The 17,188-nt window shown below is 52.8% G+C and carries 15 protein-coding genes; 7 read left to right on the plus strand and 8 right to left on the minus strand.

What is annotated here, in order from left to right; translation table 11 throughout:
• Window positions 1-60: 60 nt before the first annotated feature.
• The 3 genes from AC4GL5_RS00175 to AC4GL5_RS00185 form a co-directional block, all read right to left on the minus strand.
• Entirely contained in the window at window positions 61-1,014 is a 954-nt protein-coding gene (locus AC4GL5_RS00175) for a MerR family transcriptional regulator (protein WP_490380760.1), read from the minus strand.
• A 79-nt stretch (window positions 1,015-1,093) separates the two neighbouring features.
• Complete coding sequence (locus AC4GL5_RS00180; RefSeq protein ID WP_490380761.1) at window positions 1,094-2,080, minus strand: YbgA family protein; 987 nt, start codon at window positions 2,078-2,080, stop codon at window positions 1,094-1,096.
• Window positions 2,081-2,198: 118 nt separating this feature from the next.
• Window positions 2,199-2,615 (minus strand): sirohydrochlorin chelatase, encoded by a 417-nt coding sequence (locus AC4GL5_RS00185; protein ID WP_490380762.1) that lies wholly within the window; start codon window positions 2,613-2,615, stop codon window positions 2,199-2,201.
• 151 nt (window positions 2,616-2,766) lie between these two features.
• Between AC4GL5_RS00185 and AC4GL5_RS00190 the strand changes: the two genes are divergently transcribed.
• Both AC4GL5_RS00190 and AC4GL5_RS00195 read left to right on the plus strand, forming a co-directional pair.
• The gene (locus AC4GL5_RS00190; RefSeq protein WP_490380763.1) at window positions 2,767-3,663 is read left to right on the plus strand and encodes a TIGR01777 family oxidoreductase; all 897 of its coding nucleotides are present in this window, start codon (window positions 2,767-2,769) and stop codon (window positions 3,661-3,663) included.
• 126 nt (window positions 3,664-3,789) lie between these two features.
• The gene (locus AC4GL5_RS00195) at window positions 3,790-5,217 is read left to right on the plus strand and encodes an HD-GYP domain-containing protein (protein ID WP_490380764.1); all 1,428 of its coding nucleotides are present in this window, start codon (window positions 3,790-3,792) and stop codon (window positions 5,215-5,217) included.
• Window positions 5,218-5,310: 93 nt separating this feature from the next.
• Here the strand turns inward: AC4GL5_RS00195 and rapA are convergent, their stop codons facing one another.
• Window positions 5,311-8,184, minus strand: coding sequence for an RNA polymerase-associated protein RapA (rapA, locus tag AC4GL5_RS00200; protein WP_490380765.1), 2,874 nt, complete (start codon window positions 8,182-8,184; stop codon window positions 5,311-5,313).
• Between the two features lie 397 nt (window positions 8,185-8,581).
• On the opposite strand from rapA, the gene AC4GL5_RS00205 reads away from it, so the two are divergent.
• Window positions 8,582-9,349 (plus strand): hypothetical protein, encoded by a 768-nt coding sequence (locus AC4GL5_RS00205; RefSeq protein ID WP_490380766.1) that lies wholly within the window; start codon window positions 8,582-8,584, stop codon window positions 9,347-9,349.
• 2 nt (window positions 9,350-9,351) lie between these two features.
• On the opposite strand, the gene AC4GL5_RS00210 is transcribed toward AC4GL5_RS00205, so the two are convergent.
• Together AC4GL5_RS00210 and dsbG are read right to left on the minus strand one after the other, a co-directional pair.
• Window positions 9,352-10,200: a redoxin domain-containing protein gene (locus AC4GL5_RS00210; protein ID WP_490380767.1), complete on the minus strand. Its 849-nt coding sequence runs from the start codon at window positions 10,198-10,200 to the stop codon at window positions 9,352-9,354.
• A 28-nt stretch (window positions 10,201-10,228) separates the two neighbouring features.
• A complete protein-coding gene (gene dsbG / locus AC4GL5_RS00215) occupies window positions 10,229-11,251 on the minus strand; it encodes a thiol:disulfide interchange protein DsbG (protein ID WP_490380768.1) in 1,023 nt (340 codons plus the stop codon).
• Between the two features lie 124 nt (window positions 11,252-11,375).
• Here dsbG and AC4GL5_RS00220 point away from each other — a divergent pair, with 124 nt between their 5' ends.
• From AC4GL5_RS00220 to rimI, 4 genes are all read left to right on the plus strand, one after another.
• The gene (locus AC4GL5_RS00220; RefSeq protein WP_490380769.1) at window positions 11,376-11,573 is read left to right on the plus strand and encodes a hypothetical protein; all 198 of its coding nucleotides are present in this window, start codon (window positions 11,376-11,378) and stop codon (window positions 11,571-11,573) included.
• A gap of 220 nt (window positions 11,574-11,793) precedes the next feature.
• Window positions 11,794-13,341 carry a 2-isopropylmalate synthase gene (locus AC4GL5_RS00225; protein ID WP_490380770.1) on the plus strand — a complete coding sequence of 516 codons (1,548 nt, stop codon included), beginning with the start codon at window positions 11,794-11,796 and terminating at the stop codon, window positions 13,339-13,341.
• 172 nt (window positions 13,342-13,513) lie between these two features.
• Entirely contained in the window at window positions 13,514-14,359 is an 846-nt protein-coding gene (locus tag AC4GL5_RS00230; RefSeq protein ID WP_490380771.1) for a hypothetical protein, read from the plus strand.
• A gap of 1 nt (window position 14,360) precedes the next feature.
• Window positions 14,361-14,819: a ribosomal protein S18-alanine N-acetyltransferase gene (gene rimI, locus AC4GL5_RS00235; RefSeq protein WP_490380772.1), complete on the plus strand. Its 459-nt coding sequence runs from the start codon at window positions 14,361-14,363 to the stop codon at window positions 14,817-14,819.
• A 94-nt stretch (window positions 14,820-14,913) separates the two neighbouring features.
• Here the strand turns inward: rimI and AC4GL5_RS00240 are convergent, their stop codons facing one another.
• Together AC4GL5_RS00240 and AC4GL5_RS00245 are read right to left on the minus strand one after the other, a co-directional pair.
• Window positions 14,914-15,312 carry a cell division protein ZapB gene (locus AC4GL5_RS00240; protein WP_490380773.1) on the minus strand — a complete coding sequence of 133 codons (399 nt, stop codon included), beginning with the start codon at window positions 15,310-15,312 and terminating at the stop codon, window positions 14,914-14,916.
• 179 nt (window positions 15,313-15,491) lie between these two features.
• Window positions 15,492-17,120, minus strand: coding sequence for a methyl-accepting chemotaxis protein (locus AC4GL5_RS00245; RefSeq protein WP_490380774.1), 1,629 nt, complete (start codon window positions 17,118-17,120; stop codon window positions 15,492-15,494).
• Between the last annotated feature and the right edge of the window lie 68 nt (window positions 17,121-17,188).

Genomic DNA, 17,188 nt, shown 5'->3' on the forward strand with positions numbered 1-17,188 from the left:
TTGTTTGTCTCTGATTCTGTCTCTACCGATTCAATACAGGTGTTCCTGATGCTGATGGCATCAGAACTCCTGTCGTTTCTCGTTCAGTAGCTCCGGCCAGTCTTCAGCGATCTGCCAGCCGCATTCGGTAAAGATGTCCGGCTGAATTCTGGCCAGAGGGCCGGCCAGCCAGCAGGGTGGGGTCATCGTTTTAAGCTGTTGCTGTTCACTCTGCTTCAGGGGCGCGGTTTTCTCATTGCCCAGCAGTAAAACACCGCTTAGGGGTTGCTGCTGTTCAATCAGGTGCAGTAGCGACCAGCCCGGTAACTCATCCACCAGCAGCACGGGAATGTTCAGGTCGGTACACATCAGAGCGGCCAGCCAGAGTTCAAACTTGGGGGAGAGTGTCGGCAGGTGGCTGATCAGCAAACGCTTCTGCTCTTTGGTCTGCAGATTACGATGCATCAGGCGCGCCCCGACGCGATTGCGAAGATAGCTGTCCAGCTGCAGCTGCATCAGCTGACGGCGCTCGCCCTCGGGTTCGGCAGCCAGATTGGCCAGCAGCGGTTGCCAGAAAAAACGCATCAGCAGAGCCGCGGGATAGATGGCGCTGACCTGATTCAGCGTCTGGTCAAAGCGAATCATATTGCCCTGTTGCAGCGCTGCCATGGATTCATCCAATACCGGTTGCCAGTCCGGTTCAGGGTTGGTCGAGTGCGTTGTCGGGTTTGATTCCTGGGCGGCAGCTTCCTGTTCGGTCAGGGGCGGCAACAGCTTAGCAACCTGTCCCACAGAAACACCGCGCCCCAGCCATTGCTGAATCTGCTCGATACGTTCGATATCAAATTCCGAGTAGAGGCGGTGTCCCTTGTGAGTTCGCTGGGGTTTGATCAGGCCGTAGCGACGCTCCCAGGCGCGGAGCGTTACCGAGTTGACGCCGGTACGTTCAGAAACTTCTCGGATGGGTAACCAGCGATCGGTATCGCTGGCTACTTCTGTTGTGCTGAAAGGATGGAGTGTGGGGGATTGGCTCATGGTCTTTCCTGCTGCCCCTGACGGGGCGTATTCGTATCGCCGTCTTTATTGCCCAGATCGGTATCAGACTGATGGGGCGTTAAACACCATCAATTGCCAGATCTTCCGGGTACGGGTAGAGATAGCGATAGTTACCGGCATATTCGCAACCGTGCACCTCAAAAAGATGGCGCATCAGTACCAGAGGCGCGATCAGCGGGATCATGCCGGTGCGGTAATTATCAATGGTCTGACGCAGATTCTGGCGCTCTGAGCTGGTCAGCTTCTCTTTCAGATAACCCTGCAGATGCATCAGGGTATTGGTGTGATTTTCACGGGTGGCCGGTTCTTTCAGAATCGCCATAAACTTAGGCAGATACTCTTTGGCTTTCTGTTCGACGCTGGTTTTATCCACACCCGCCAGCCATTTGCCCAGATCCCGGTAGGCCTGCTGGTTGTGGGCCATCAGCAGTGGTTTGTATTGGGTGTGAAAGTCGATCAGCGCTTTAGGTGTGATGCCCTGCTCTTCCATCGCCTGCCAGGTGCTATAGGCATAAACACGGGTCAGGAAGCTTTCCCGTAGCTGAGGATCGGTCAAACGGCCGCTCTCCTCAACCGGTAGTTCCGGATAGGTGCGCATCAGGGCTTCTGCAAAGACGCCGCCCTGAGAGATATCAGACCGGTTGCCGTTTTCGCGGTAGACCTTGACCCGTTCCATACCGCAGCTGGGGGATTTGCCCAGCAGCACGTAACCGCTCAGACCGGACAAGCGCTTAACGGCCCGCTCGCTGAAGTCTGTCAGCTGTTCGGTGTAATCGTCATCGCTTTTTGTACCCCGAACCCGTACTTCATCCTGCATGCTGACCAGTCGGATCGGTTCCCGGGGGATGCTCATACCCGCACCAACCTCGGGGCAGGTCGGTACAAAGGTAAAGTACTTGGCCAGAGTCTCGGTACAATAGCGGGCATGCTTGTGGCCGCCGTCAAAACGCACCTGCTCTCCCAGCAGACATTGGCTGATGCCAACGCGAATGTCACGGTCCGGAAAACCTGATGTTTGTGATGTCGTTGTGGTGGCGTTTGTCATAGCAACAGACCTCTTTAGGCACTCAAATGAGTTAGGGACGAAGAACCCTGTTTAAAGCTTTCAGAGTTCTGTCAGACAGCTGTTACTTATAATTGTACAAAAAAATAAAATTGTACAATTATTTTTTGTCGGAAAAATCGAGATCCGCGGCAATAGCGGTTAAAGCCTCGGTCATTTTCGGGTGGATACCCACCGGATCATGCAGGGTAAAGGTCAGGTTGGGGAAGCGTTCGTTCAGTTCAGCAATCTGATGGGGGACATCCCGTCTCAGGTGACGACCGGCGGAGAAGAACAGCGGCAGAATCTCAATATCAATCATCTGATCCGCGGGTTGCTCATTGGCAATATCTTCCAGTGACGGGCCGCAAAGCTCCATAAAACCAAGCCTTACGGGGTGCGGCTGGTTTGCCGCAATACTGGCGGTCATCTCCTGAAAGGGCTTTTGCCAGGCGGGGTCGCTACTGCCATGAGCCAACAGTACAAGTAGCGTCTGATCGTGATTGTTATGACGTGATGCCGGGTCGGTTACGGACATAGCGGAAGCCTTTTCAGTGGGTGTTTTTTAGGGATCTGATCCGAAAGCGTATCTCAGAGGTATACTTGTACAAGATTAAAAAAATTATACAAATTTATCGGTTTTAAATCATACTCAAGACAGTGTGATTGGCCGGCAGGAGGCGTATCAGATGAATATTTTGCTTACAGGCGGCACAGGTTTTATAGGTAAAGCCCTTTGTCATCGTCTTCTGGACGAAGGGCATGTGCTTTACGTGGTTAGCCGTCGGCCGGATCAGGTTAATGGCATCATCGGACGGCCGGTGAATACCGCTTCTGATCCTCTGCAGTGGCTGGATCAGCCTATCGATGTGATGATCAATCTGGCCGGTGCGCCCATTGCGGATGCCCGCTGGAGTGACGCCCGTAAAGAAGAGCTGTTGCAAAGCCGTCTGCGGCCAACCCGCCAGTTGGTACGTTTTGCCAAAGAAGCCAGCCATAAACCTGGGGTGTTGATCAGTGGTTCTGCCATCGGCTTTTACGGGGCTCACGGTGATGAAGAGGTTACTGAAGCCTCAGATTGCCATGATGAGTTTGCCCATCGGCTCTGCCAGGAGTGGGAGAATGAGGCGATGGTTGCCGAGCAAAGTGGTGTGCGGGTTTGCCTGCTGAGAACCGGTCTGGTGCTGGGGCCAGATGGCGGTATGCTGTCCAGACTGTTGACTCCCTTCAAGCTGGGGCTGGGTGGGCGAATGGGATCGGGTGAGCACTATATGCCCTGGGTGCATCGGGATGACCTGATTGAGGCGATTCTGTTTCTGATGCAGCGGGATGATCTGAGCGGTGCCTTTAATGGCTCGGCTCCAACACCAGTTCGCAATGCTACCTTCAGCCGTATACTGGCAGGGGTTTTGAAACGGCCGTTGCTGATGCCTGTTCCGTCCTGTGTTCTGAAAGTCGCTCTGGGGGAGCTGTCAGAGATGTTGCTCACAGGGGCCAAGGTTGTTCCGTATCGTTTACAGGCGTCAGGCTTTGAGTTTCGCTATCCGACATTGAAACCTGCTTTAGAACAGATTCTCAGATCGTAACTAAAGCTACACACGAGAAATATTTTCAAAGCAGATTAGTTTGTTATTATGGGTGGGATAACTAAAAATTGAGCTGAAATGTGATTCCCCGGCTATCTATGGATCATTTATCCCGGATAGCTCGTCGTGTGGTGGCTTCTTTTAAGTGCTTTAGGGGCGTTGTGGATGTCGGAACAGAATAACGAATATGATCTGAATCAGACCGATGAGTATGTTAACCATCTGGCTGATGTTGAAAAGACCAACCCGGCAACGGCTTCAGAAGACATCTTTAACGAACATGGCGTACTGCTGCTTAAAAAGGGTGCAGTTATTAATCAGCGGGTTGCAGGGCACCTGGTTCAGCACAAGCTGAAAAAAGAGTTGGATCAGTCCATTAGTGTTGCCAATGCGTTAACCGTATATGACATCCTGAATCTGATTCTGGAGCTTGTGGAATCGGAAGCTCAGTTTAATCTTCTGCATCAGCACTTTGAGTTTGAAGTCACTATCCGACAGCTGCTTTTTGTTAAGCCTATTCCGGCTCAGGTATTACAGCGTTTGACGGTCATGCAAAAAGTGATGCCAGACGTTTTCAGACGCAGTATCTTCAGCGCCTGGATGACGCCACTACTGGCAAAAATTCAGGGCTTTCCTCATCAGAGTTATTACTCCGCCTTTGCGGCCGGTCTGGCACACGATATTGGCCTGCTACATATCCCTGTCGATGCTGCAACCAAGGGCGAAGGCCTGAGTTATCAGCAATGGCGAGCACTAAAAACACATCCGATTGTCGCCCGTATCATTATGGAAGGTCGTAAGATCTATGATGAAGATGCTTTAAACGGTGTGGCAGACCATCAGGAGCGTTGTGACCGCTCCGGCTATCCCTCCCAGAAGCCAGCAAAAGAGATTAATTGGATCGCTCCCCTTATCGCCATGTCGGATCAGCTGTTTGAGATTTTTTATGATGACAAGCGCTCCAACAAAACGATTCTGGCCTGGAATGCTTATCTCGAAGTCAATATGAGTACTTTTGGCCTGCGCAATGTTGAGTCTCTGCTAGCGGTTCTCAAAGATTCGAGAATTGCTTCCCATGTGGATAAAGCACTGCCAGAAGTAAAAGTAGAAGATGTTACCCGGCAGAATGAGCAGGTTAGCGAGCTGTTTGATCTGGCGGTAGGCTTGTTTGATATCGCTGCTAACTATCCCCGTTCCCGCATTGCCCGCGGGGTTTCTGAGTGTATAACACAAATGCGCTGGGTGCGTGATTCCGCAGGTATGGGGTCTGAGCACCTGTCAGAATGGCTGGGCTGGGGTGAGCAACATAATGATGAGATTGATGCGGTAGAGATGGCCGAGATTTCTGAGCTACTGGCCTGTATCCGCTGGCGCTTCCGTCATTTATGGCGTTTAGCGGTCGAGTTCTCCTGGAATGATAAGCTTCCCGCTGAAGATAAAGCTGAGGTTGAGGAAATCTATAAGAAGATGCAGCCACTACTGCCTCGCCCTGGCCTTATTGATCCGGAAGCCCCCGAGCCTGAAGTGCAGGCTGCTGCCATGGCGAATGAATAGGGCGAAAGGTTTAGCCCGCAATATAGACCCCGAATAGAAAAAGAGCCGTGCAGGTTAACCTGCACGGCTCTTTTTTATCCCTGATTGGTGAGGTTATGCCGTTACAATCACCCGGATACCTTCGATATTCACCCGTGCTTTTTCCAGCGCATCGGCCACGGCCAGATACTCCATCTCCAGTGCTTTCACTTCGATATCACGGATCGATGGGTTCACCTCGCGCAGCGCTTTCATACGCTGTACTTCCGGATACAGCAGGGACTGCATCTTCAGCTGCGCTTCTTCGATCACGGTGGGCAGAATCTCATTGGCTCTGTCATCGGCGGTGTCCACCAGGTCCCGGATCTGCTCCTGACGCAGTTTCACCACCTCCCGCGCGGTAGCTTTTTTCAGCTTCTCCAGTTTCGGACTCAGGCCTTCAAAGCTCACCTTTTTGCCCAGATCGTTACCACGCTCATCCAGCAGGAAGCGTAGGGTGGTTGGTGGCAGGTAGCGGCCGATCTGCAGGTGTTTCGGTGCTGCGCAGTGGATCGAAGCAATCACTTCCAGCAGCAGGGTGCCTTCCGGCAGCGCCTTGGTTTTGAAGATGCTGACCGCGTTATTGCCAAGACTGCCGGAAACAACCTGTTCCTGCAGCGCCTGTACAAACGGATGCTCCCAGCTGAAGAACTGCAGGTCTTCACGATGCAGCGCGTAGTCACGGCTGGTGGTCATGGAGAAGCCGTCTTCGTTGTCCAGACCCGGCAGATCCGAGTTCAGCATGTGCTCACCCGGCGTCAGGTGCCAGCTGAACTCGCCGGTTTCTTCGCTGTTCACACCGAAGATATCCAGTGCGTTCTCCAGCCAGGTGTTCAGAGCTTCCGGATCATCCTGAGCTTCAATCGCGTCCACCAGTTCCTGAGCTTCCTGCGGACGGCAGGCGTTGCGTTCCAGCAGACGGTCACGACCGGCCTGCATAGCAGCGTTCAGTTCCTGACGACGCTGTGCGGTGGCTTCGGTCAGCTCCTCAAGACGCTCGGCATCCTGACTGATAATGGCATCAGAGACGGCTTCACCAAACTCGGCAAACAGGGCAGAAGCGGCTGGGCAAGGTGCCGCAAAGGCGTTCAGTCCCTGGTCGTACCAGTCCAGCAGGTCCTGCTGGCCGGATTCTTCAAAGTAAGGCGCATGGATCTGAATATCATGCTGCTGACCGATACGGTCGAGACGGCCGATACGCTGCTCCAGCAGATCCGGGTTGGGTGGCAGATCAAACAGCACCAGATGACGGGCAAACTGGAAGTTACGGCCTTCACTGCCGATTTCGGAACAGATCAGTACCGGAGGGCCGGATTCATGGTCGGCGAACCAGGCGGCGGCACGGTCTCGCTCCAGAATGCTCAGGCCTTCATGGAAGGCGGGCGCGTGCAGGCCCGTGGCATCTTTCAGCGCTTCGGACAGGCTGAGTGCTGTTGCGGCACTGTGGCAGATCAGCAGGGTTTTCTCGTCATCATGGTTGTGCAGATGTTCCAGCAGCCATTGGAAGCGGCTGTCATCTTTTGCCCAGTTATCGGTGACCAGAGCATCTTCGATAAACTGTTCCGGACTCAGGTGTGCCTGCAGCTCAACGGATGACATCTGAGGCTCATAGGCCTCTGGCAGTTCCAGTGGATGGCGCTGCAGCTGGCGCTGTTTAAAGCCGGTGACGGTGTCACGGGTGTTGCGGAACAGAACGCGGCCGGTGCCGTGACGATCCAGCAGCTGTCCCTGTAGTTGCGCACAGGCGGAATCGATCTGTTCCAGATCGGCTTCGTCGTTTTCAATCAGTTCAATCAGTGCCTGAGCATCGGACTCTGGCAGCAGGTCGCGCAGCTGAGCGATAACCGTCTGAGTAGCCGGTTCGCCATCGGCGATCGCTTCCAGTGCTTCTACGGCTTCGGCGATCGGCTGGTACTGCCCTTCTTCCTGCTCGAACTGTTCAAAGCTTGAGTAACGCTCCGGGTCCAGTAAGCGCAGACGGGCAAAGTGACTGGCCTTGCCCAGCTGTTCCGGGGTTGCCGTCAGCAGCAACAGACCGGAGGTATCCTCTGCCAGTTGTTCAATACACTGGTAGGCTTTGCTTGGTGCTTCCGGGTGCCATTCCAGATGGTGGGCTTCATCCACAACCAAGGTGTCCCACTGAGCTGCAACCGCCTGCTCCAGCAGTTCCGGATGATCGGTCAGTAGTTCCAGACTGCAGATCGCCAGCTGCGCCTGTTCAAAAGCGTTCTGACCGGGATACTGGGCGCAGCGTTCGTAATCAAACAGGCTGAACTGCAGATTAAACCGGCGCAGCATCTCAACGAGCCACTGGTTCTGCAGGGACTCCGGTACCACAATCAGAATGCGGCGGGCGTTTCCGGTCAGCCACTGACGGTGCAGAATCAGACCCGCTTCCACGGTTTTACCCAAACCGACTTCATCCGCCAAAAGAACCCGTGGTGCGTAACGGCTGGCGACACTGTGGGCGATATACAGCTGGTGCGGAATCAGTGCCATACGGGCACCGGACAGACCCTGAATGGCGGCCCGGCTCTGTTTGTCGCTTTGCAGCAGGGTGCGGTAACGCAGGTTGAACCAGTCGTTGCGGTCGATCTGGCCGGTCAGCAGGCGGTCTTTTGCTTTCTGAAGGCTCAGGTGATTGTTGAGGTGCGTTTCCGGTACTTCTTTCTCATTGCCCTGAGCATCTAGGCAGATGTAAACCAAAAGGCCATCTTCTTCCAGTGCGGTCGCGACGATAAAACGCTCGCCTTCATGACTTTCGATCTGGTCGCCACTAGAGAAGGATACCCGGGTCAGCGGTGCCGAGCGGGTAGCATAGACGCGGGTCTCTCCCGAAGCCGGAAACAGCACGGTTACGCTTCGCATATCGCAGGTCAGAATGGTTCCTAATCCTAAGTCACTTTCAGCGTCACTGATCCATCTTTGTCCGGGAGTGTAGGGCAGCATGGTTACCTCTTTGAACCTGGTAGAGTTTGGCAAACGGAGTTGTCTTCTCAGGTTTGAACCTGATCGGTGGTGCAAAAAAAGGGCGCTATGGTAACGGATTTGTCCCCGTATCCCCAGCGGTTTCAAGGATAGATCATCAGAACAGGAGAATCAGGTATTCCTTTTTCTCCAAAAGCCATCGGTTTAAGACCGATCGGTGTTGGATTATCACGGTAAAACATCACATTTTCTGCCTCTTTATAGCCGCTTTTCTGGCACAATGTTGAGATGATCTTAACCATTGAATTTTTTATCGATTAAACCCACGCTGCATCTCTGATGGCCAAAGAGCTCTGCCTCTTTTTGTGGCAAAAATTAACAGAGACGATGGCAACTTAAGGACAGAGCCGGAGAGGGTATGACGGAATACAACTCAAAAAAACAGAAACAGATGGCGGACTATTCGCTGCCCCGATGGCTTTGCGGTGTTGGCTTTACGGTGGCGGCACTGACCCTTTCTGCGTGCTCCTCAATGCCGGATATTGAGGCGCGCCAGATGGAAGATGCGGCTTTGATTCAGCAGGTTCTGACAGAAGATGGCACCTTACGCCTGACCAGTAGAGAATGTATGCGCTTACATCCCCAACTGATGCCTTTAGCCTACGAAGCTCAGACTGTCTGGTGGCAGCGTAATGGGCAAAGTGTCGTTGAGGCAGACCAGAGTCTGAATAAGCTGGTTCTGGATTCGGTAGAGCGGGCGTATAACCCCATTGAAACGACGCTGGGTTTGTCGGTGAGTCTGCAGGCATCGCTGGCGGCTCAGGAGAACCGGGATGATCTGGTGGATGAAGACACGGATCTGGAAAGTTGCCGAACACTGATGACCGAATATAAGCAGGGTGAGCGTGACCTGAGGCGGGATGAAGCGTTGGCGGAAAAACTACCTCGCCTGAGCCAATTGGCCGCGGAATACTATCCTCCGGTGGCTGGTGTGGATGAGATGCTGCAGAGTCCGGACCGATCCCAGTTTATTGCTGAGCGTCTGGCGCAACAGGCGTTATGTGAACAGGCGCAGCTGACACCTCTGGTACGCCAGTGGCCAAGGGAGGTTTACAACGTCAGTTGCGGCCTGAATCGTCAGGCACTGATTCGCTGCGAATGGAGCGAGTGTCGGGTATTGCCTTAAGGTTAGCGCGGCAGATCCGTGCTGATCGCCTCAGCCATCTCTCTCAGGCGGGCGTGATTAACCTCTCCGATATGGCTGTCGATCAGACGGCCATTTTTATAGGCCAGTGTTATCGGCAGGCCAACCCCTTCAATCGCCTGCATCAGGCTCTGGTTCGGGTCTAGCAGGATCAGCTTTTCCGGAATCGGCTCATCGTTGGTTTCGATAAAGCGACGTACCATCTGTGGCGACTCCCCCTGATTCACCAGCCAAAGCTGAACCTCGGGATGATCTTCTGCAAAGCGCACCAGCGCTGGCATCTCCCGACGACAAGGCCCACACCAGCTGGCCCACAGGTTCAGGATGACGGCGCCCTGCTGTTGATTCAGATTCAGTGCTTGGGCCGCATCATCTTGCTGCAGCAAAGGCAGTGTCAGCTGGGGGATTGTGCGTTCCTGGGTTTGGCTTAGCGGTGAAAAAAACGAGAGTCCAAACCAGATGGAAACCGACAGGGTTAACCAGATGAGGCCAATGGCCAGAGGCTTAAGCGCACGAAAATGCCAGAAACTTACGACAACGGTTGCCAGAAAAACGGCATTCAGCGAGTAGCCGGGTTGCCAGAAATAGAGAATGGAAACAGGATCGTAACGGTAGCTGTCGAAGTGCAGGGCAACGTAGGTCAGGCGACCTGAGATCAGTCCTAGCCATAAGCAGTTTTGCGCCCAGCTGCTGAAGTTCAGGCAGGTATCCGGTTCACGTTTGCGCCAGATCCACTGCAGAAGTTCAGCCCCGATAAAGAAAATTACCACGGAAGCGATCAGGTAGATCGCTTTCGCTGATAGCATAAAGGGGCCGAGTGAAATTGCATCCATGCCGTAATCTTCAGTTCAGAAGGTCCGCTTAACGGAAGCGGAACAGTTCAGGATCAGTCTGTGGTTGTTCCGGCAGGCCTGTAATGTGGGCAAATTCATCCAGTTTTGGCATACCGCTGCGGATGTTCAGCTCACCATTGTTGTCTGACCAGATCAGACCCGGTGTGCCCTGAATGCCAAAGCGCTGCATCAGCTTCATATTGTTCTGCAGCTGACGACGCGAGGTTTCTTTAACCGAAGTGGTTGGCTGCTCTTCGGTGTTGAACAGACGCATACTTTCAGCCAGCATGGTTTCAGGATTGCGATCCTGTAAAATTGCAGCGGCTTTGTCACGGCTTTCCGGATTCAGGAAGGCAACGGGAATCCAGCGGATCTCAACCCCCTTGGCAATATAGGGCTGGAAAGCTTTCCAGGCCAGATGACAGAAAGGACAACTGGGGTCGAAGAAAGCATAGACCACACGTTTCGCTTCAACGGTTTTCTCGGTTGCGGCATTATCCTGTTGTTCTGCAGGGGTATCGGCGGAGGTCGCGGAATCCGGCAGATTCTTTTCTTTCGGGGCACCTATGCTGATATAGGTGGCTTCTTCCAGCAAAGTGATATCCGGTTTCGGAAAATACTGTTGAGCATAAAGCTCAGACAGGTTTTGCCCGGCTTCATTAATCAGTGCACCTGAAATTAGCGTGCGCTGATCCGGTGTGGTGTACACCAGTGTAAACTGGCCGTCCAGTGAGAGAACCCAGCCGGTCAGATCGGACTCTGCATTGAACTGGCTTTCCAGTACCATGCCTTGCTCCAGAGCACGGGCAATAGGCAGGGGCAATTCCATAATGCTTTCGCTGCCTTCGATAACAACAGCGCTGTCCGCTGGCATACCATCTTCTGGCAGATCACTGTTTTGATCGGGAAGGGCACTGCTGGATGATGACGCGTTAGCAATCTGAGTTGCCGGGGCGGTTTGATTGTCTGTCAGATTAGCCTGGGCAGAGAGCATACCTGCGCCAAAAAGGGCCAGTGAAAACGCGACAGCAAAAGATCTTGTTCTTAGCATTTGGCAGCCATAATGTTTGAATTTGAGCACTCAAGGTGTGAAACGATATTGAATTGTAAACGATCCTGATTCAGAACGCAGTTCGCGCTTAGGGTTCCCGGTTTACAGAGACGAGTTAGCAATAATGAATGATAGTTTACGTTTGGCCGCCGTGGGCAGTCAGTTAATAGGCTTTATTGTGATTTTTCTGATGCGCACTTATCAGGTAGATACGGTATGGCAGGGTGGGGTGTTAGTACTGATGCTGCTGTCTGCGTTTCTGGTCTGGCTGCGCCGGCGCTATGAGCGCAATAAGAAGCTGATGGATCAGCAACAGGGTTAAACAAGCTGCGAAATAATCCATTTTAAGTCTGATGCATTTCTTATCCAGCTCTGTCTTCGCTTCCGGTTGGCAAGGTCTGGCGCCAGGGTTATAGTCCAATGAGACTGTATAAATAGAGGCCGGAGGCGGCAAAGCTCTGCTCTGGCTAAGACGACAGAAGCCATCATGCTAATTATAAAAGGGCGCTGAAAGGAAGCAGTGCTCTGTGCAGGAGAGAAACATGAGTAATGATCATCTGGTAATTTTTGATACCACCTTGCGGGATGGCGAACAAAGTCCCGGCGCATCCATGACCAAAGATGAAAAGGTGCGTATCGCCAAACATCTGGAAAAAATGAAGGTAGATGTGATCGAGGCAGGTTTTGCTATCGCCAGCCCCGGTGACTTTGAAGCGGTGAAAGCGGTTGCGGATACGGTAAAAGACAGCACTATCTGTAGTTTGTCCCGTGCGCTGGATGCTGATATCGAACGGGCAGCTGAGGCGTTAGCAGGTGCTAACTCTGGCCGCATTCATACCTTTATTGCCACCTCGCCAATCCATATGCAGTACAAGCTGCAGATGCAGCCTGAACAGGTGATTGAGCAGGCGGTGCGTGCGGTGAAAAAAGCCCGCAGCCTGATCTCGGATGTCGAGTTCTCCTGTGAAGATGCCGGGCGCTCTGAGATCGACTTCCTCTGCCGGATTATCGAAGCGGCTATTGATGCCGGTGCAACCACAATCAATATTCCTGATACCGTGGGCTATGCGATCCCGGACCAGTTTGCTCATACGATCAGTCAGCTGCTGAACCGTATTCCGAATGCCGATAAAGCGATCTTCTCGGTGCACTGCCATAACGATCTGGGCTTAGCGGTGGCTAACTCGCTGGCCGCGGTTCAGGCCGGTGCCCGCCAGGTAGAATGTACGATTAATGGCCTGGGTGAGCGTGCCGGTAATGCCTCTCTGGAAGAGGTGGTGATGGGTATCCGGACCCGCCCGGATATTTTCACCGTCCAAACTCAGATCGATCCGGTGCATATCGTGCCGACCTCTCGTCTGGTTTCCACGGTTACTGGTTTTCCGGTGCAACCGAATAAAGCGATTGTGGGTAAAAATGCCTTCGCCCATGAGTCCGGTATCCATCAGGATGGTGTTCTGAAGCATCGTGAAACCTATGAAATCATGAAGGCTCAGGATGTAGGCTGGAACACTAATGCGATCGTGCTGGGCAAACACTCCGGCCGTAACGCATTCCGCTCCCGCCTGACTGATCTTGGGATCAGCTTTGATTCAGAGGCCGAGCTGAACCATGCCTTTGCGCTGTTTAAACAGCTGGCGGATAAGAAGCATGAAATCTACGACGAGGATCTGCAGGCGCTGGTGAGCGACAGTCGTGTTGCCAATGCGGTTGAGCGCTATCGTCTGGAAACCCTTGAAGTGATGTCCAAAACCGGTGAGACACCGGTGGCTAAGGTGGTTCTGAGTGTGGATGGTGAAGATCATTCCGCGGAGTCCGAAGGCAGTGGTCCAGTGGACGCAACCTTTAAAGCGATTGAGAAGATTGTAAACAGTGATACGGTGCTGGAGCTGTACTCGGTAAATGCGATCACCAGTGGCACGGACTCTCAGGGTGAGGTGACGGTACGTCTGGATAAAGCCGGGCGTCTGGTGACCGGTCTGGGAGCCGATACCGATATTGTCATCGCATCGGGTAAGGCTTATGTTCACGCGTTGAACGCACTGGTCAGTCAGGTAGAGCGTAAGCACCCTCAGGTTTCTGCGGTTTAAGTGACCGACCGGATTCCAACGACAGAGATTAACTCTTCGTTCGGTTCTTAGATATTCAATGCAGGAGGCGACAGGTATAATGCCTGTCGCTTTTTTATTGTTTCTGACCGGAACTCTTTTCACCTGAACGTTTGAACATTACCCATCATGTTTCATAGGATGTCATTGCCCCGTGCTTAATGAAAACCAACGGCTCGATTATCTTCACCAGCTGGGTGTTGTCAGCTGGATGCCCCGGCAGCCTCTGCCGGGAGCCCGACCGTCTGTGTATTTCTATCACGAAGGACCAAAGAACACCTCGCCACTGGATCGTTTGCGTCCGAGAAAAGATGCGGCTCCTGAGCCGTCATCTGCAGGAGTCCATCCGGCGGGTGCAGAGGCAGCGACGTCAGGGACTCCGACCGCAGTCAGCATCCCCACCCGGAATAAGGGTGAACGACCTACCATTCAGGTGGGAGCTGAAACATCGGCATCAGCGGAGAATCAAGCATCTCAAATCAGCGATGCCCCTGATCCGATGGATGCCTTGGCTGCATCATCTGCCAGTCAGGTTAACCGGGTACCTGAGCGCCTGCAGTTGGTTTTTATTCGTCAGCAGGGGGACCGCCCGCTGATCGTCAGTCATTTTGGCGAACACGGTGATTCCGAGCAGCTGTTCCTGCCTTTTGCTCAGTCAATCCTGCAGCAGGTGGGTTTCACGGAGCCTGTGGTGAGCCTTCCTTTTGTCTGGCCGTTGGCCGGTATGCCCGCCGTCTGCCGGGAACAGGAGTTTGTTCAGGTGTTTCGTGCCCTGTTGGGCGGCGCTCGTCTTGGCTGTAAAGCCAATCAGGAGTGCTGGTGGTTTGGTGATCTGCCAGAGCTGATTGCTGAAAGCGAGGGCTTACTGAATATCACGCTGCATCATCCGATAAGCCTGACGGGCGTAATGACTCAAGCGGATGACAAGCGCCAACTGCTCTATCGTCTGCTGGAACGTAAGCAGCAGCCAATAGCCGCAAACCGCGGGGAGTCTCTCTGATATGAAAAAGATTCGCGAAGTGGGCATCCTTGAACTGGATACCGTTATGCCGATTGAGCGGGCGGCCCATCTGACGCCCTGGACCCGACTCATGTTTGAGTTGGGTTTGCAACGGGGAGACACCTTACTTGGGGCCTTTATTCAGGAACGGTTGGTGGGCTATGCCATGCTGCAGAAGATTGCAGATGAGTGGCATCTGCATAATATTGCCGTGCAGGATACGCTTCAGGGTCAGGGTATCGGTGCTTTTCTGATGGCGGCAGTCATCGATCAGGCTCAGGCACAAAATCTTAGCCTTATCCTGCTGGAGGTACGCGAGAGCAATGCGTCAGCAAGGCATCTTTACCGTAAAATGGGGTTTACTGAAGATGGTGTGCGTAAAGATTATTATGCGGTTCCCGGTGAGGGGCGCGAGAATGCAATACTGATGTCCTGCGATCTGACCCATATGATGGCCTGAGACTCACTATCTGAGACAATAAAAAACCGGCCTACCATTATGCGGATGGCCGGTTTTTTGCTTATGAACTTGTTGAGAGACAAGCCCTGTAGCCTTAGTAGCTGTTGTTGCCGCCGAAGTTGTTATCCTGCTCGGGTTCTTCTGTGGCTTCTGCAAAATCCTGCTCAAAAGCCTGATTTGCTAAGGTGTCGTCTTGTTCTTCAAGAGCCGAAAAAGTGTCGTCTTGCTCTTCAAGGGCGGCAAACGCATCGTCTTCAGCGTCGTTGGTCTCAGCAGCTTCTTCAGAAACAACTTCTGCAACATCAGAGTCAGCGCTGTCGATCAGATCAAATTTACCCAGCAGTTCAGCCAAACGACCTTCCCAGGCATCCTTTTCTGAGGTTAACGCAGTATTTTCTTCCTTGAGCTGTTCAATTTCCAGTTTCAGGTCTTCGATAGTGCTTACCGCAGACTGAACACGTTTTTCCAATTCGTTTAGCAGATCCAAACTCATATCTAACACTCCTAAGTGCTTTATGCGAATAAAGACTTTATTCACAGCGCATGTGTACGTTTGCCGGTGCATATCCTATAAACCCGACGACTGTAACCCCAATCATTATAGGAGCAACGACCCGACGGAAAAAGCAGGTTTTTACACCAGATTCCGGATTAAACGGCACCTTCAGGCTGTCAGACCTGAAAACGTGACACCATACCGTGCAGTTGGGTTGATAGTTGGGACAATTCCTCACTGGCAGCCGCGGTCTGATGAGCAGCCGCAGTAGAATCCCGGGTAACCTCCGCGATATTGACGACGCTCTGGTTCATCTCGTCAGCCGTTGCACTTTGCTCTTCAACGGCTGTGGCAATCTGGCTGTTCATATCACTGATCAGGGTAACGTGGTGTGTGACCTGGGCCAGTGCTTCGCTGGTTTTGGCACTTTGTTTCAGCCCTGCCTGAGCGCGTTCCTGACTGCGTTGCATGACCTTCGCTGCATTACGGCTGCCTTCCTGAACCCGGGCGATAACGTCCTCGATCTCCTGAGTGGATTCCTGGGTTTTCTGGGCCAGGCTGCGTACTTCATCAGCAACCACTGCAAAGCCCCGTCCCTGTTCACCGGCACGGGCCGCTTCAATCGCGGCATTCAGTGCCAGCAGGTTGGTTTGCTCTGCGATGCCCTTAATCACATCGATCACCAGAGCAATACTCTGAGCTTCATTTTCCAGAGAAGAAACCACTTTGGCAGCATTCTCCACTTCGTTTGCCAGAGATTCGATAATACGGTTGTTCTCCTGCAGAATTTGGTCACCGTTTTCTGACTCTGAGCGGGTGGTCTGCGCAGCGGTTTCGGCTTCGGCGGCATGACGGGCAACTTCCTGTATGGTGGCAACCATCTCATTCATTGCTGTGGCGACATGATCGGTTTCCGCCTGTTGGCGAATCATACCGTCACTGGTGTGTTGGCTGGCTTGTGACAGGCTTTCTGCTTCTTGTGAAACCTGATTCACGGATTGCAGCACTTGTTCTACCAGTCGCTGAAACTGAGCCATCATGCCATTAACGGCTTGCCCGATCTGGGCAACCTCGTCTTTGCCGCTTGCGGTAACACGCAAAGTCAGGTCATGGTTTTTTTCGATATTTTTGATGGTGTCACGCATGGCTGCCAACGGACCGGTAATAGCACGGGCGACTAAAAGACCTAAGCCCACAACGGCTGTGATAATAACGAACAGACCGATGATCACCATGATGGTGTTACTGTGATAGCTCTCTTTTAACCGTTCACGTTGCTCACCAGCGACTCGCAGCTGAAGTGCTAAAAGCTCGGCGATTTTATCGCTGATGGGATCGATGGTGGCATATAATTCACCGTCGAATTGGTTGAGCTGATTCGGAATCAAACCGCTACGACTTGTCAGGAAGTTACGCAGCTCTGCAATAGACTGATCCGCGGGGATAAAAAGCTGTTCTGCTTCTTTCACCAGACGGGCTTCTTCCGGGGTTAGTTTTGTTGAGGCGTAGAGTTTCCAGTGTTTGTCGATGCTCTTGGTGGCGTTATCGATACCCGTGGTTGCCTCCTCTGCTGTCATCTGACCAGCATTCGCTTTATTGACGGCATCAATAATATAAACCGCATAATCGACACTGATTTCGTAAAGGTGTTTTAAGGGGACAACGCGATCTTCATAAATAGTATCGACCCCTTGATCAAACTGATCGAGTTCGGTTTTGGCGATCATAAACAGAATGAACAGCCCAGCGATCGGGATCGCTAACATCAGTGCCAGCTTCCTGCCAACGGAGAGTTGACTTAACATGGTTGTTTTCCTCAATTGAGTTTTACACGGCATATTTTTATTGTTTTATTTTTGCACTAATTTAGTGC

The sequence above is a fragment of the Oceanospirillum sp. genome, assembly GCF_982874595.1.

What these genes read in the sequence shown, in the direction of transcription:
- rimI (WP_490380772.1), top strand. Translation starts at nt 14,361, where the DNA reads ATGAAAAAGATTCGCGAAGTGGGCATCCTTGAACTGGATACCGTTATG.
- dsbG (WP_490380768.1), bottom strand. Translation starts at nt 11,251, where the DNA reads ATGCTAAGAACAAGATCTTTTGCTGTCGCGTTTTCACTGGCCCTTTTT.
- AC4GL5_RS00220 (WP_490380769.1), top strand. Translation starts at nt 11,376, where the DNA reads ATGAATGATAGTTTACGTTTGGCCGCCGTGGGCAGTCAGTTAATAGGC.
- AC4GL5_RS00180 (WP_490380761.1), bottom strand. Translation starts at nt 2,080, where the DNA reads ATGACAAACGCCACCACAACGACATCACAAACATCAGGTTTTCCGGAC.
- AC4GL5_RS00210 (WP_490380767.1), bottom strand. Translation starts at nt 10,200, where the DNA reads ATGGATGCAATTTCACTCGGCCCCTTTATGCTATCAGCGAAAGCGATC.
- AC4GL5_RS00175 (WP_490380760.1), bottom strand. Translation starts at nt 1,014, where the DNA reads ATGAGCCAATCCCCCACACTCCATCCTTTCAGCACAACAGAAGTAGCC.
- AC4GL5_RS00185 (WP_490380762.1), bottom strand. Translation starts at nt 2,615, where the DNA reads ATGTCCGTAACCGACCCGGCATCACGTCATAACAATCACGATCAGACG.
- AC4GL5_RS00190 (WP_490380763.1), top strand. Translation starts at nt 2,767, where the DNA reads ATGAATATTTTGCTTACAGGCGGCACAGGTTTTATAGGTAAAGCCCTT.
- AC4GL5_RS00240 (WP_490380773.1), bottom strand. Translation starts at nt 15,312, where the DNA reads ATGAGTTTGGATCTGCTAAACGAATTGGAAAAACGTGTTCAGTCTGCG.
- AC4GL5_RS00225 (WP_490380770.1), top strand. Translation starts at nt 11,794, where the DNA reads ATGAGTAATGATCATCTGGTAATTTTTGATACCACCTTGCGGGATGGC.
- AC4GL5_RS00245 (WP_490380774.1), bottom strand. Translation starts at nt 17,120, where the DNA reads ATGTTAAGTCAACTCTCCGTTGGCAGGAAGCTGGCACTGATGTTAGCG.
- AC4GL5_RS00205 (WP_490380766.1), top strand. Translation starts at nt 8,582, where the DNA reads ATGACGGAATACAACTCAAAAAAACAGAAACAGATGGCGGACTATTCG.
- rapA (WP_490380765.1), bottom strand. Translation starts at nt 8,184, where the DNA reads ATGCTGCCCTACACTCCCGGACAAAGATGGATCAGTGACGCTGAAAGT.